This window comes from Flavobacterium sp. CF108 (assembly GCF_900129795.1).
GTDB lineage: Bacteria > Bacteroidota > Bacteroidia > Flavobacteriales > Flavobacteriaceae > Flavobacterium.
The window spans coordinates 321,780-334,719 of the sequence record NZ_FQWW01000008.1; the positions used below are offsets into that span (position 1 = coordinate 321,780).

The window sequence follows — 12,940 nt, forward strand, 5'->3', positions numbered from 1 at the left end:
ATTAATCTACTAATCTTTGACTGCTTTATTGATCAAATATATTTAATCATTTTCTCTTTTTGCTTTTAACCTTTCCAGATGATTTTTAGGATCGAAATTCAAACTAAGACCACTGTCAATTCCTTCCTGTATAGCTTTTTTTAAAATGACTAATTTATTCTCTCCTTCTTTCAAAAGATTCAATCCAGCTCTAACTTCAGCATTTTTTAAATTTTCTCTCAGAAAGACTGTTTTCAATGAAATTCTCAAAATGATTTCCTAATGATATAGAAGTTTTTCTTCTCATATGACTTTATTTTAAAAATCAAAGCTACTAAATTAATAATTTAATGATCCCTCATTCCTCATCAAGTTTTTCTAAAAAGATCAAAAAGTCTGTAAAATTCAATGAATGCTTTTTCTTCATCAAAATTGCAAGTTTCAAGTATCATAGTTCTGTAACCCCAAGTAGATTCAGAATAATTTAATTGTACAGATACAAAATCATGAAATGAACTCCATTCAGGAATTAGATTATCATTTACTTGATTATTCAAAACATATAATTGATACCCATTTATCGTATAATAAAGCGCTGATAAATGTTTATCACCAATATACAAATGCGGTTTTTCCCGAATTAAATCTAATAATGAATATAAATTATTCTTATTCATAAATTTATTTTAATCGTTATTTATTTCAGCCTTTAATTATTAATTATGTAACGGCTGCAAAGCCAAAATCAATTCTTCAACTTGAGCCATTGGCATTTTTACAGCTGTTTCTATTTCAGAATTCCCACAAGTTATAACTAAAACGGCTTCATTATCTTCTTCATAACCAACCGACTTAAACGAATATTGAGGAAGGATTAATTCTATTTCTTTTTTAGCATCTTTAAACCAGCCGTAATTGGCTTCATAAATAATTTTATTGGGTAAGAAATCTATAATTTCTTCTCCGTATGTATTCCACAATGAAACTCTCAAAAGATAAAACCCTATAAGTCCAAATACACCAATTCCAATGAAATAACCTATATGTAATCCGTTTCCGCTTGCAATACTTAAAATAACTCCTAATATGGGAACGACAAAAAACAAAAAAGCCAAAAGAAACATAATCAGCCGAATTATAAAAGGCGATTTTTTTACTTTTAAGTTTAGTGTATTGAATTCCAGATTGTATTGTTTCATATAGATTTGTTTAAGTTTTATTTTTGATTTACTTATTCATTTTCACTAAATCCGTTTTGTCTTAATACGCTCAAGACATGTAATTTATAATCGAACCAGTGTATATCATTTGGATGTTCTAAATTGTCAATTTCAGCTAATAATTCTAATATTTTCATTATGCCGTCAAAACTGTTTTCTTCATTTTCAATTATATCATTTATCTTCTTAGATATTGTGAATTCTGGTAAATAGAATTTATTTAATTTTGAGTTTGACTCAAAATAGCGGCACATCATCTGCATATTTTCAAAATGTTGAGTATGTTTTTTCATTATTATTTGATCTGAAATGATTTTAATATATTTCTTTCCTTGTTATTATTTAGAAATAATATCAAAAATGGTCTTTTTCTTTAGCAACTTGGCTTGCAAAAAAGGAATCCCTATAGGAAAACACCAAGCAGCCGCAAAATAAAAAAATTCTGGAATGCGAGTGTCATTTTGTAATAAGGTGATTTTTTTAGCAACAAAATAACTTACGTAGATATAGCTGGCAAATACAATCAATGTATATAAACTCCCAAGAGCTTCAAGAATAGCCCAAGTTGAGTTTTCTAATAAAATTGGATTTTTGGTTATGTCCATTTCTAAACCTAATATGAACCTAATTAAACCGTAAGAGAATAATATCCAAAACGAAATTTTAAAATATCTTTTATCTGAAACTTCTTTTTCATTGATATGGTATACAATACCCCAAACCCAGATAAAATATACAATTCCTACTATAGTTACCGAAATTAAAACTAATGGAAAGATAAATTCAAAATTGGCAAAAAAGCCTATAAAAGTTATTATTCCTGTTACTATTAACGAAACAAAAGGCAAAATAATAAATAGCATTATAAAAGTGACAGGTTGCAAAGAAAGAATTTTAGAAGTTATTTTTTCCATTTCAGAAAGTGGTTATTTTTTTTAAATGTGTTTTTGGTTGTGGCTAAAATAATGTTTTTTTGATTCTGAATAATGATTATTATTGTATTAAAATTTTCCTCTTATGAAATTGAAAATCTTTGTTGTCCTATTTATTCTTTGCTTATTTAATTTTTCATTTTCTCGAGAATATCCTCATTTCAAAAAAGAGGAAATGATAAAGAGAGGCCTCAAATCTGCAGACATTATCTTTTATGGAAAACTAACTAAAGTCGATACAATTTCAGGAGTTTATTATTTTGAAATTAGAGAACTTTTTAAAGGCAATTACAATTCAAAACAAATAATAGCAACTAATAATGAAGAAGATTTTTTTATGCATCCATTTGAAGAATCTTTTTGGATTGTTTATGCAAAATTAAATAAGGATAATTCGATATCGTTAAATTTAAGATCTCCAACTCAAACTATGGAAATTCCAGCAGGATTTCCTCCACCAATACCATATTATAATCTATATGGAGGAAAAATCACGGAAGTAGACTCTCTTCGCACCAATATCGATAATTTAAAAATCAAAAATGAAACGCTTTCTACATTTTTTTATCAATTGGAAGAACTAAGGGCTTATAAAAAATCTCAAAATGAAATTTCAGATAAAGAAAAAACTGAAACAGAATTAGAAACTTACTACCAATATATCATCATTTCTTTGATTGTCAACATCGTATTATTTCTGAGTTTAATCTTTCTAATTTTTAAGAAAAAGAATTTCGCCAAATAAGCAAAATCGACTTTAAACAACGAAACAAAAGTCATATATTTGCTATCGAATAAAAAAGAATATGGAACAATTTGTAGTATCGGCTCGTAAATACCGCCCGCAGACCTTTAAGGATGTTGTGGGGCAAAAAGCCATTACCAACACGTTGTTGAATGCTATTGACAGCAATCACCTTGCTTCTGCTCTTTTGTTCACCGGACCGCGTGGAGTTGGAAAAACTACTTGCGCGCGTATCCTGGCCCGTAAAATAAATCAGCCCGGATATGATGATCCAACTGAAGATTTTGCTTTTAACGTTTTTGAGTTAGATGCTGCTTCAAACAACTCGGTTGATGATATTCGTAACCTTATTGATCAGGTTAGAATCCCGCCGCAAACCGGACAATACAAAGTATATATTATTGACGAGGTTCATATGTTGTCTTCGGCTGCTTTTAATGCTTTTCTTAAAACATTAGAAGAACCGCCTAAACATGCTATTTTTATTTTAGCAACAACAGAAAAACACAAAATCATTCCTACGATTTTATCTCGTTGTCAGATATTTGATTTCAAAAGGATTACGGTAAAAGATGCTAAAGAACATTTAGCTGATGTTGCGCAAAGTCAGGGAATCAATTTTGAAGATGACGCTTTGCACATTATTGCTCAAAAGGCAGATGGCGCAATGCGTGATGCTTTATCTATTTTTGACCGTGTAGTTTCGTATTGCGGAACTAATTTAACACGTCAGGCTGTTACCGAAAACCTAAATGTTTTAGATTACGAAACTTATATTAGTGTTACAGATTTGATTCTGGAAAATAAAATTCCAGACCTTTTAATTGCCTACAACGACATTCTTTCTAAAGGTTTTGACGGACATCATTTTATTGCCGGATTAGCATCTCATTTTAGAGATTTATTAGTGAGTAAAACTCCTGCAACTATTGCTTTATTAGAAGTTGGAGAACAGGCACAGCAAATGTATGGCGTTCAGTCTCAAAAATGTTCTCAGGATTTTTTATTAAAAGGAATTGACATTGCAAACGACTGCGATTTAAAATACAAACTGAGTCAGAATCAGCGTCTTTTAGTCGAATTATGTTTGATGCAATTAGCCTCTATCAACTTTGATGGAGAAAAAAAAAAGTTGAGCAATTCATAATCCCGCCTACTTATTTTAAAAACGGAAGTTTTTCTATTGTTGAAGTTCCAAGTCTAAAGCCGAAAGCCGAAAGTCAAACTGAAACTAGGGAAAATGTCAATGCAAATATCAATGTCAATCAAAATAGGAATGACAATGATAAACCTGCTGTAAATACTGCAAATGAAACTCCTGTTACAGAAACTCCAAAAGTTGAAACTCCTGTAACTCCAAGGGCTGAAATAGGCGGAGAGCCTAAAGTTTCTGCGTTTTCTTTAGCGAGTATTCGCAAGAAAAAAGAATTAGAACAAAGCAGTAAATCTTACGTTAAACCTACGTCTGTTTTACCTACTGAAGAGTTTACAGAAACGGAAATGTTGGTGCAATGGAATAAATATGCAGAGCGTTTAGGTCAAAAAGGTTTGAAGATCATGGAGTCGATCTTATTAATCAATGATCCCGTTTTAAATGGAACCAGCATCACTTATGAACTTCCAAACGAAGGTTCTAAGCTTGAATTTGAAAGTCAGATGAATGCGCTCTTAGGACATTTAAGAGGCCACCTGCACAATCATGATATTACAATTGAAGTAATTGTAAATGAAAAAGTTGAGGCTAAAAGAAGTTTTAACGATCAGGATAGGTACAATCGTTTGCATGAAATCAATCCAAACATTGAACTTTTACGTTCTACATTTGGATTGGATTTACCTACATAATATTTTTTTTGCCACTAATTTCACGAATTTTCACTAATTTTCATACTGAAATTCCAAAAAATGATTCGTGGAAATTCGAGTAATTGCTTCGCCTATTCGCTATCGCTCGAGTCATGGCTAAAAACTATTTATTTTTCAATCCTAAATTGTAGATTTTTTCAAGCCATTTTGCTCTTTGGAGATCGTGAGATCCTTTTATGATTCCAACGCAGCTTACTTTTACGGGTTTTACTCCGCAGAATTCCAAGGTTGATTTCTTTAATTGATTTACACTTGGTCTTCCAAAAAATAATCTGTAATACCAGCTTGGCTGATCTAGAGTAGTTATAATATGCGCTGTTTTCCCTTTTAGTAATTTATCCCACCAAACCGAATTTTCTCTGTATTGAAATGCCATTCCGGGTAAAAATAACCGATCTATAAACCCTTTTGTAATTGCCGGAAGTCCGCCCCACCAAACCGGATGTATCCAAACCAAATGATCAGCTCGTTTGATTTTTTCCCAAGATTCTAATAAATCTGGTTCTAAATCGGTTCGTTTTTGGTAACCAAATTTTAGATTTGGGCTAAAATCTAGAGAGGCAATTGTAATGGTTTCTACAACTGCGCCGGAAGCAACTGCTCCTTTTTTATATTCATCGGCAATAGCAAAATTAAAGCTGTCAGGATTTGGGTGTCCGTTTATGATCAGTATTTTTTTCATATTAATGTTTTTTCAAAAATACTATTCGGGTTATTTATTTTACTGGACAAATGTCCTGATTTTTTTTGCCACAGATTAAAAGGATTTTAATGATTTTTTTAAATCTGAAAGACTGTTTTTTATCTGCAAAAAATATTAGAATTTTCTTTTTACTTCTTTAAAGCTAAATACTTATAACTGATTTTCTGATTCGGCTTAAGTGTCTTGGTGTAACACCTAAATATGATGCTAAATATTGCAACGGAATTAACTGTATGTATTTTTGGTGATTTTTATACAATTCTTCATAACGTTGTGCGCCGGATAATTTTTGAAAAGAAACCATTCTTTTATGCAGATTTACAAACTCTAATTCTGTCAGCTTTCTTCCTGTTTCCTGCCAGTTAGAGCCTGATTGATAAAGTTTTTCTAATGCTTTACGATCTAAAATCTGCAGCTCGGTTTCGGCTAAAGCCTGAATATTTTCTTCTGCTTTTTCTTCTGTTATAAAACTGGCAAATGATGCCATGAATTCATTTTCGAAAGCAAAACAATTGGTGATTTCGTCACCTTTATGGTTTAAAAAAAAGGAACGTAAAATTCCTTTCTTTATAAATACAATTTCATTGCAAACCTGATTTTCCGTCAATAAAAGTTCTCCTTTTTTCAGTGTACGAAAAGTTATTAAATCATCTAAAAGAGATAATTCTTCTACAGAAAAATCCTGAATGGACTGAAAAATTGATTCCATTTATGAAGGTTTTGCCACCAATTACACTAATTTACACGAATTTCTTTATTCAAAAGTGTAAAAATAATTCGTGTAAATTAGTGTAATTGGTGGCTAAAAAAATTAAATTTTACCGTAATACATTGCTTTTACAATTCCGTCAGAAAGTCCAATTTTTGGAACATAAATCTGGCGCGCTCCACTCCATTTCATCGCATTCAAATAAATACGGGTTGCGTGGATAATAACGTCGGCACGGTCAGAGTTTAAACCTAATTCGGCAATTCTTTGTTCGTAAGTCAGTGAATTTAAAAAAGCATATTGTGAATTGATGTAAATGTATGAAAGCGGTTTTTCCTGCTGTTTTCCAGACATTTTAAACAGTTTATTGATGTTTCCTCCAGAACCAATCAATGTAACTTCATCGTAATCTGCTGTATTGGCTTTAATCCATTTTTCGATTTCATCCCAAACTACATCATGAACCATATTATTCAGCAAACGAACGGTTCCGGCTTTGAATGATCTTGAAGTAATCATTTTTCCGTCAGAGAACAAAGTAAATTCTGTACTTCCACCTCCAACATCAACAAAAAGATACGTTTCGTCCCTTTTTAATAAATGATGCAAATCTGTAGAAGCAATAATTGCTGCTTCTTTTTTACCATCAATAATTTCGATTTTAATGTCGGCTTTTTTCTTGATTAAAGCCACCACTTCTTTTGCATTATAGGCTTCGCGCATTGCAGAAGTTGCAAATGCCATATAACGCTCTACTTTATGTACTTTCATCAAAAGGTTAAATGCTTTCATTGCATCAACCATTCGATCTATATTTTCCTCAGAAATTTCTCCTACGGTAAAGGCGTCTTGTCCCAAACGAATTGGCACACGAACAAGCGAACTTTTATTAAACTGCGGTTCTTTTCCATCTTGTTCTACAACATTCGATATCAGAAGCCTCATGGCATTTGAACCGATATCTATTGCTGCAAATTTCCTTATATTAATCATGCTCACTCTATGATTTTGTAATTGAATTTTAATTATTTAGTCTACTTTTTGAGGAACCTCTTCTAGTACCGCAATTTTATCTTGATAATATTTATAGGTTTCAAATTGTGCTCTAAATGGGGCATGATGATTTCTAGGCTTATATTTATTATCTAATTTATAGGAATGGTATCTTACTTTTACGTTTCCTTTCCAGGCAATATTGAAATTGTCGATCAATTCTTTTTTGATTTCGTGATCGTAAACCGGACAGGTTACTTCTACCCTTCCGTCAAGATTTCTAGTCATGAAATCGGCTGACGAAATGTATACTTCGTTTAGACCTGCATTTCCAAAGATGTATACTCTGGTATGTTCCAAATAATTATCGACAATGCTTATGGCTTCAATATTTTCGCTCATTCCTGGAATTCCCGGAATCAGGCAGCAAATTCCTCTTACATTCAACTGAATTTTAACTCCTGCATTACTTGCTTCGTATAGTTTATCGATCATTTTAAAATCTGATAAACTATTCATTTTTAATTTGATAAATGTTTTTCTTCCGGCTAATGCATGGAGAATTTCACGATCTATCAGTTTTATAAATTTTGTTCTTGTATAATGTGGCGAAACTATTAAATGCTTGTATCTGTGAATTCTGTAATTGATATCGAAAAATTCGAATATTTTTGAAATATCTTTTAAGATTCCCTGATGGCAGGTAAAAAGTGTTACATCGGTATAAATTTTTGCAGTCGACTCGTTAAAATTTCCTGTTGAAATAAATCCGTAACGACGATTTTTCCCGTCTTCGGTTCTTTCAATTACACATATTTTACTGTGCACTTTTAGTCCTTTTATTCCAAAAATAAGTTCAATTCCTTCAGTCTGCATTTGCTCGGCATAGGAAATATTCGAAGCTTCGTCAAAACGTGCCTGAAGTTCAATTTGAACAACTACTTTTTTACCATTTTTAGCAGCGTTAATTAATGAACTGATAATCTGCGAGTTCTTTGCCAAACGATATAAAGTAATTTTTATACTTGTTACTTTTGGATCTAAGGCTGCTTCTCTCAAAAATTTTGTCAAATACGAAAATGACTGATATGGGGTATGTATCAGATAATCTTTTTTATTGATTTTTTCCAAAATACTTCCGTCAAGACTTAAACCCGGAACCGGTAAAGGTTCGTTTGGTTTATAGAGTAAATCGTAACGTCCTAAATTTGGAAAATCCATATAATCGCGTCGGTTGTGATATCTTCCTCCGGGAATTATACTATCTGTTTCTACGATTTTCATTTTATCTAAAAAGAAACGCAGCGTATCATCTTCAATTAAACTGTCGTAAATAAAACGAACTGGTTCTCCTATACGGCGGTCTTTTACAGATGTAGCAATTTTCTCCAGCATACTTTTACTCAAATCGCTGTCTATATCTAACTGTGCGTCGCGCGTAATTTTGATCATGTGTGCCGAAACACTTTTGTAATCGAATATATTAAAGATGTTTTTTAGTTTATAACGAATAACATCATCAATTAGAATTACATATTGTTTATCATCTTCTGAAGGAAGTACGACAAACCTGTTTATGGTTTTAGGAATTTCTATCAAAGCGTAACGAACCTCATCATTTTTTAATTCGAGACGAACGGCTAAATATCCTAAAGTATCTTTTAATACCGGAAATACAGCAAGATCATTTAAGATAATGGTTACTAACTCCGGACTTAATTTTTGCATGAAAAAGTCCTTTAGAAAACATTCTTGTTTTGCTGTAATCTGATCTTCGTTTATAATGAATATATTTTCTGCTTCGAGTTCTGCTTCAATATTTCCGAGAATACGTAAACTCTCAGATTGCTGCTGAATTACAATTTCAGTAATATCCTTAATTAATTGATGAGCAGAAACTCCGCCTAAGTATTTTTCGCCGGAAATTCCGGAAAGGCTTAATCTTCGAATTGCAGCATATCGAACTCTAAAAAATTCATCTAAATTGTTTGAAAAAATTCCAACAAAACGCAGTCTGTCTAAAAGCGGAACCGTATTGTCTGCGGCTTCCTGAAGTACTCTTGCATTAAACGCTAACCAGCTTTTTTCTCTATCGATATATTTCTGTTCGTACACTTGATTTATTTTAGGTCTTTGGGGAATAATGTTTTATAGGTTTTGCCTTTATTGATTGAATCCCAGCTTTCTGAGTCAAATTGTAATGAAACAAAGCCGGACGTTGGGACATTATCGATAAAAACATCCCCAAATTTATTAACAAAATTTGTAATAGCCTCGTTATGTCCAAAAAGAATAACGCTTTCTAAACTATTATCACATGATTTGATAACTTTTTCAAGTTGTCTCTCATCAAAAGTATATAAATCATCTCTATAGATTATACTTTCTATAGGATATGAAATGTTTTGTGCAAAGATTACTGCTGTTTCTGATGCACGCGCAGCTGTACTGCTCCATATAATATAAGTCTTAGGAAGATATTTTGAAATATTGGTCGAAACTTCATGAGCATCTAAAATCCCTTTCTTCATTAAAGGTCTGTCGAAATCTTTTAAAGGAGCTTCCCAGCTTGATTTAGCATGACGTATTAAAATTAAATTTTTCATAAACAGGAGGTTTAAAAAACCGTAAAAAATGACTGCGGTTTTATTGAAGTTCTAATTTACAAAAGATATTTTAATACTCCCCTTTTTTTTATTTCTGTTAACATTAAATGGAAATTTTAACAAGAATAAACAATTCTCAAAACTTTAACAATCCGTAAATTTTCATTTTCCATTTTTCAAAAAAATGTACTTCATCCAGCAAAATATGCATTTTGTCGATATTTTGAAATCAGCAAAAAATTAACCAAATAATTGATTATTAACCATTTAACACCGATTAAACAACGTGGTTTTTATTAAAAAAGAAAGAAAAATCAGTAATAAAATTTTACAATACTGATTAAAAATATCTCAATTTGAATCAATTTTTAATAAAAAAAGAGCATTTTAACGAGTTTTTAGGTTAGTTACAGATAAAAAAAATCAATTAGAAAAACTCTAATATAATTTTGATTCTGTTAAAATATAAAAAATATAACAAACGATAAAAGCAATATACAGTCATTAAAAACTATTTCTGAATGAAGTAGTAAAATTACCCAAATTGTAAGTTATTTTTTTTAGGTGTAAGATGTGATTAATGCACTATTTGTCATAAAAAAATAGAAATTATTCTCTATCTCTTAAGATCTATCAACCGTTAATACAGAATACGGAAACAAAAGAATCATAATTAAGCTTTTCTCATCACCATTATTTCTAAATCAATTCTATAATCGATTTACACATTACCAAATAGTCACTAAAGCTGGCTATACACTTTTAGAATCTTAAGTAAAAGTATTAAAGTTTAAAAATTAGAGATTATGAAAAACATTACTTCTTTTAAAAATATTAATATTAAGCACGCACTCATAACGTTGATTTTAATATTCAATATCCATTTAACCTTTTCGCAAGTAGATTTAAGAACATGTGGTTTTAACTGTACATCAAACAATTACACACTGACGGATGTATATTTAAGTCTGTCAAATGTAAATGGTACGCCTATAACCAATACTACGTGTACGATTGGGCAGGTACAACAGGTATATATTTATCTTAATTATTCCTCAAATTCAAATTCGAGCATTCATTTTGCGAGATTAAATTCAGATTTAAAGATAAATGGGGTTAATACTTTTTTGAACGTTTTATTAGGTGAAATTGTTCCCGGGAGCAATAAAAAATTAATATACGGTCCGTTCAATTGGACGTGTGGAGATGAATTAAGCCTAAGTAATACCATTATTGCCTGGAAAACAAACAGCAATAATGATCCCGGATCAAATTATACCTGCAGTTCTTATACTAACTCGCAATGTGATTTTACAAATTCCTTTACCATTTCAAAACCTTTAGCTGTACAATTCACATACAAAGCATGTAAAGTTGGTAATAACACAACAGTAACTTTTACCTCTACTACAAACGGAGGTAAAACACCTTATACGTATGCTTGGGATTTTCGGAATGACGGTGGTGTACCTGATTCTACCTCGCCAAATCCAACGTTTACTTACACAACTTCTAACAACACTGCCAAACTAACTGTTACTGATGCTCAGAATTTATCTAATTCATATATTCTTCCAATAATTGAGCCGACAGAACTGTTATTAAGTGAAACACACACAAGCGTAAGCTGTAGTGGAGGAACATCTAATATCACTTTGGGCGTTACAGGAGGTACGCCCGGCTACAGTTATTTATGGAATAATGGTGTAACTACTAAGGATTTAAATAATGTTACTGCCGGAACATATACAGTAACTGTAACTGATAGTAATAATTGTTCCAAACAATTAACTGTAACAATACCAAGTGGAGATTCTATTAAACCTGTAATTGATCCGCTGCCTGCTGTTTCTACAATTAATTGCCCGCAGATTCCTGTATTTGCGCAAGCTACAGCAACTGATAACAGTGGTACGGTTACTTCTTTAACATACGTTGATCAAACTACTCCAGGTTCATGTGATGGTTCCTATACAACAATCAGAACTTGGACTGCAAAAGATGCTTGCAACAATACCTCACTTCCTGTAAGCCAAACCATAAACGTGGTGGATATTACTGCGCCTATCTGGACAACTGCAAGCGATTCATTAAACCAAACTATCGAATGCAGCAATACCCAAGCTTTAGCTTCAGCACAGGCCTTATTCCCAACTGCTTCTGACTTATGTGATATTGATGTTTCTAATATTACTAAAGTAAGCGGACAGTTTGCAGCTTCTGAAGGATGTGGAAATGCCGGAACTTATACTAATACCTGGACTGTAAAAGATGACTGCGACAATACTTCTGATACTTTTACTCAAATTATTACTATTCAGGATACTACTGCCCCAACTTGGACAACGCAAAGTAGTTCTTTAAACCAGACTATTGAATGCAGTGATGCTGAAGCGTTAACTTCGGCGCAAGCCTTATTCCCTGCAGCTTCTGATTTATGCGACACTGATGTTTCAAACATTACTAAAGTAAGCGGACAATTCCTTGCTTCTGAAGGATGTGTAAATTCTGGAACTTATACCAACACTTGGACTGTAAAAGACGACTGCGGAAATACTTCTGATACTTTCACTCAAATAATTACAATTCAAGATACGACAGCTCCAGCATGGACAACTCAGGCTGGTTCTTTAAACCAAACCATTGAATGCAGCAATACTGAAGCTTTAGCAACAGCTCAGGCTTTATTCCCTGCAGCTTCTGATTTATGCGATGCTGATGTTTCAAATATCACTAAAGTGAGCGTACAGTTTGTGGCTTCTGAAGGATGTGGAAATTCTGGAACTTACACTAACACTTGGACAGTTAAAGATGACTGCGGCAATACTTCTGATACTTTTACACAAGTAATTACTATTCAAGATACAACTGCCCCAGCATGGACAACACAGGCTGGTTCTTTAAACCAAACTATCGAATGCAGCAATGCTGAAGCTTTGACTTCAGCTCAGGCTTTATTCCCTGCAGCTTCTGATTTATGTGACACTGATGTTTCGAATATCACTAAAGTAAGCGGACAGTTTGTTGCTTCTGAAGGATGCTCAAATGCCGGGACTTATACCAATACCTGGACTGTAAAAGACGACTGCGGCAATACTTCTGATACTTTTACTCAAATTATTACTATTCAGGATACTACTGCCCCAGCATGGACAACGCAAAGTAGTTCTTTAAACCAGACTATTGA

At 32.3% G+C, this 12,940-nt stretch carries 14 protein-coding genes and 1 pseudogene; 4 read left to right on the forward strand and 11 right to left on the reverse strand.

Annotated features, from left to right (window positions below; all coding sequences use genetic code 11):
- Positions 1–42: 42 nt before the first annotated feature.
- The 5 genes and pseudogenes from BUE10_RS20795 to BUE10_RS20815 all read right to left on the reverse strand — a co-directional run bounded on the left by BUE10_RS20795 (position 43) and on the right by BUE10_RS20815 (position 2,113).
- Positions 43–286, reverse strand: a pseudogene (locus BUE10_RS20795) (type II toxin-antitoxin system ParD family antitoxin).
- Positions 287–347: 61 nt separating this feature from the next.
- Complete coding sequence (locus BUE10_RS20800; protein ID WP_073488613.1) at positions 348–656, reverse strand: hypothetical protein; 309 nt, start codon at positions 654–656, stop codon at positions 348–350.
- A gap of 39 nt (positions 657–695) precedes the next feature.
- Positions 696–1,178, reverse strand: coding sequence for a hypothetical protein (locus BUE10_RS20805; RefSeq protein WP_143055998.1), 483 nt, complete (start codon positions 1,176–1,178; stop codon positions 696–698).
- 32 nt (positions 1,179–1,210) lie between these two features.
- Positions 1,211–1,492 carry a hypothetical protein gene (locus tag BUE10_RS20810; RefSeq protein ID WP_073488617.1) on the reverse strand — a complete coding sequence of 94 codons (282 nt, stop codon included), beginning with the start codon at positions 1,490–1,492 and terminating at the stop codon, positions 1,211–1,213.
- Positions 1,493–1,537: 45 nt separating this feature from the next.
- The gene (locus BUE10_RS20815; RefSeq protein WP_073488618.1) at positions 1,538–2,113 is read right to left on the reverse strand and encodes a hypothetical protein; all 576 of its coding nucleotides are present in this window, start codon (positions 2,111–2,113) and stop codon (positions 1,538–1,540) included.
- Between the two features lie 103 nt (positions 2,114–2,216).
- Between BUE10_RS20815 and BUE10_RS20820 the strand changes: the two genes are divergently transcribed.
- Both BUE10_RS20820 and dnaX read left to right on the forward strand, forming a co-directional pair.
- Positions 2,217–2,876, forward strand: a complete 660-nt coding sequence (locus BUE10_RS20820; RefSeq protein WP_073488619.1) for a hypothetical protein — start codon at positions 2,217–2,219, stop codon at positions 2,874–2,876.
- Positions 2,877–2,937: 61 nt separating this feature from the next.
- On the forward strand, positions 2,938–4,023 hold the full coding sequence (gene dnaX, locus BUE10_RS20825) for a DNA polymerase III subunit gamma/tau (RefSeq protein WP_073488620.1): 1,086 nt from the start codon (positions 2,938–2,940) through the stop codon (positions 4,021–4,023).
- A 118-nt stretch (positions 4,024–4,141) separates the two neighbouring features.
- Here dnaX and BUE10_RS24070 read toward each other — a convergent pair whose 3' ends face one another.
- Positions 4,142–4,294: a hypothetical protein gene (locus tag BUE10_RS24070; protein WP_159439077.1), complete on the reverse strand. Its 153-nt coding sequence runs from the start codon at positions 4,292–4,294 to the stop codon at positions 4,142–4,144.
- Between the two features lie 139 nt (positions 4,295–4,433).
- Here BUE10_RS24070 and BUE10_RS20830 point away from each other — a divergent pair, with 139 nt between their 5' ends.
- Positions 4,434–4,721 (forward strand): DNA polymerase III, encoded by a 288-nt coding sequence (locus BUE10_RS20830; RefSeq protein WP_234984782.1) that lies wholly within the window; start codon positions 4,434–4,436, stop codon positions 4,719–4,721.
- 124 nt (positions 4,722–4,845) lie between these two features.
- Here the strand turns inward: BUE10_RS20830 and BUE10_RS20835 are convergent, their stop codons facing one another.
- The 5 genes from BUE10_RS20835 to BUE10_RS20855 all read right to left on the reverse strand — a co-directional run bounded on the left by BUE10_RS20835 (position 4,846) and on the right by BUE10_RS20855 (position 9,753).
- Positions 4,846–5,424: an NAD(P)H-dependent oxidoreductase gene (locus BUE10_RS20835; protein WP_073488622.1), complete on the reverse strand. Its 579-nt coding sequence runs from the start codon at positions 5,422–5,424 to the stop codon at positions 4,846–4,848.
- 163 nt (positions 5,425–5,587) lie between these two features.
- The gene (locus BUE10_RS20840) at positions 5,588–6,154 is read right to left on the reverse strand and encodes a Crp/Fnr family transcriptional regulator (RefSeq protein ID WP_073488623.1); all 567 of its coding nucleotides are present in this window, start codon (positions 6,152–6,154) and stop codon (positions 5,588–5,590) included.
- Between the two features lie 102 nt (positions 6,155–6,256).
- Positions 6,257–7,147, reverse strand: a complete 891-nt coding sequence (locus BUE10_RS20845; protein ID WP_053470650.1) for a Ppx/GppA phosphatase family protein — start codon at positions 7,145–7,147, stop codon at positions 6,257–6,259.
- A gap of 36 nt (positions 7,148–7,183) precedes the next feature.
- Positions 7,184–9,262, reverse strand: coding sequence for a polyphosphate kinase 1 (gene ppk1, locus BUE10_RS20850; RefSeq protein WP_073488624.1), 2,079 nt, complete (start codon positions 9,260–9,262; stop codon positions 7,184–7,186).
- 5 nt (positions 9,263–9,267) lie between these two features.
- The gene (locus tag BUE10_RS20855; RefSeq protein WP_073488625.1) at positions 9,268–9,753 is read right to left on the reverse strand and encodes a SixA phosphatase family protein; all 486 of its coding nucleotides are present in this window, start codon (positions 9,751–9,753) and stop codon (positions 9,268–9,270) included.
- An 806-nt stretch (positions 9,754–10,559) separates the two neighbouring features.
- On the opposite strand from BUE10_RS20855, the gene BUE10_RS20860 reads away from it, so the two are divergent.
- Positions 10,560–12,940 (forward strand): Ig-like domain-containing protein (locus BUE10_RS20860; RefSeq protein ID WP_143187752.1); only part of this gene is annotated, 2,381 nt, incomplete at its 3' end.

What these genes read in the sequence shown, in the direction of transcription:
- BUE10_RS20800 (WP_073488613.1), bottom strand. Translation starts at nt 656, where the DNA reads ATGAATAAGAATAATTTATATTCATTATTAGATTTAATTCGGGAAAAA.
- BUE10_RS20805 (WP_143055998.1), bottom strand. Translation starts at nt 1,178, where the DNA reads ATGAAACAATACAATCTGGAATTCAATACACTAAACTTAAAAGTAAAA.
- BUE10_RS20810 (WP_073488617.1), bottom strand. Translation starts at nt 1,492, where the DNA reads ATGAAAAAACATACTCAACATTTTGAAAATATGCAGATGATGTGCCGC.
- BUE10_RS20815 (WP_073488618.1), bottom strand. Translation starts at nt 2,113, where the DNA reads ATGGAAAAAATAACTTCTAAAATTCTTTCTTTGCAACCTGTCACTTTT.
- BUE10_RS20820 (WP_073488619.1), top strand. Translation starts at nt 2,217, where the DNA reads ATGAAATTGAAAATCTTTGTTGTCCTATTTATTCTTTGCTTATTTAAT.
- dnaX (WP_073488620.1), top strand. Translation starts at nt 2,938, where the DNA reads ATGGAACAATTTGTAGTATCGGCTCGTAAATACCGCCCGCAGACCTTT.
- BUE10_RS20830 (WP_234984782.1), top strand. Translation starts at nt 4,434, where the DNA reads ATGGAGTCGATCTTATTAATCAATGATCCCGTTTTAAATGGAACCAGC.
- BUE10_RS20835 (WP_073488622.1), bottom strand. Translation starts at nt 5,424, where the DNA reads ATGAAAAAAATACTGATCATAAACGGACACCCAAATCCTGACAGCTTT.
- BUE10_RS20840 (WP_073488623.1), bottom strand. Translation starts at nt 6,154, where the DNA reads ATGGAATCAATTTTTCAGTCCATTCAGGATTTTTCTGTAGAAGAATTA.
- BUE10_RS20845 (WP_053470650.1), bottom strand. Translation starts at nt 7,147, where the DNA reads ATGATTAATATAAGGAAATTTGCAGCAATAGATATCGGTTCAAATGCC.
- BUE10_RS20855 (WP_073488625.1), bottom strand. Translation starts at nt 9,753, where the DNA reads ATGAAAAATTTAATTTTAATACGTCATGCTAAATCAAGCTGGGAAGCT.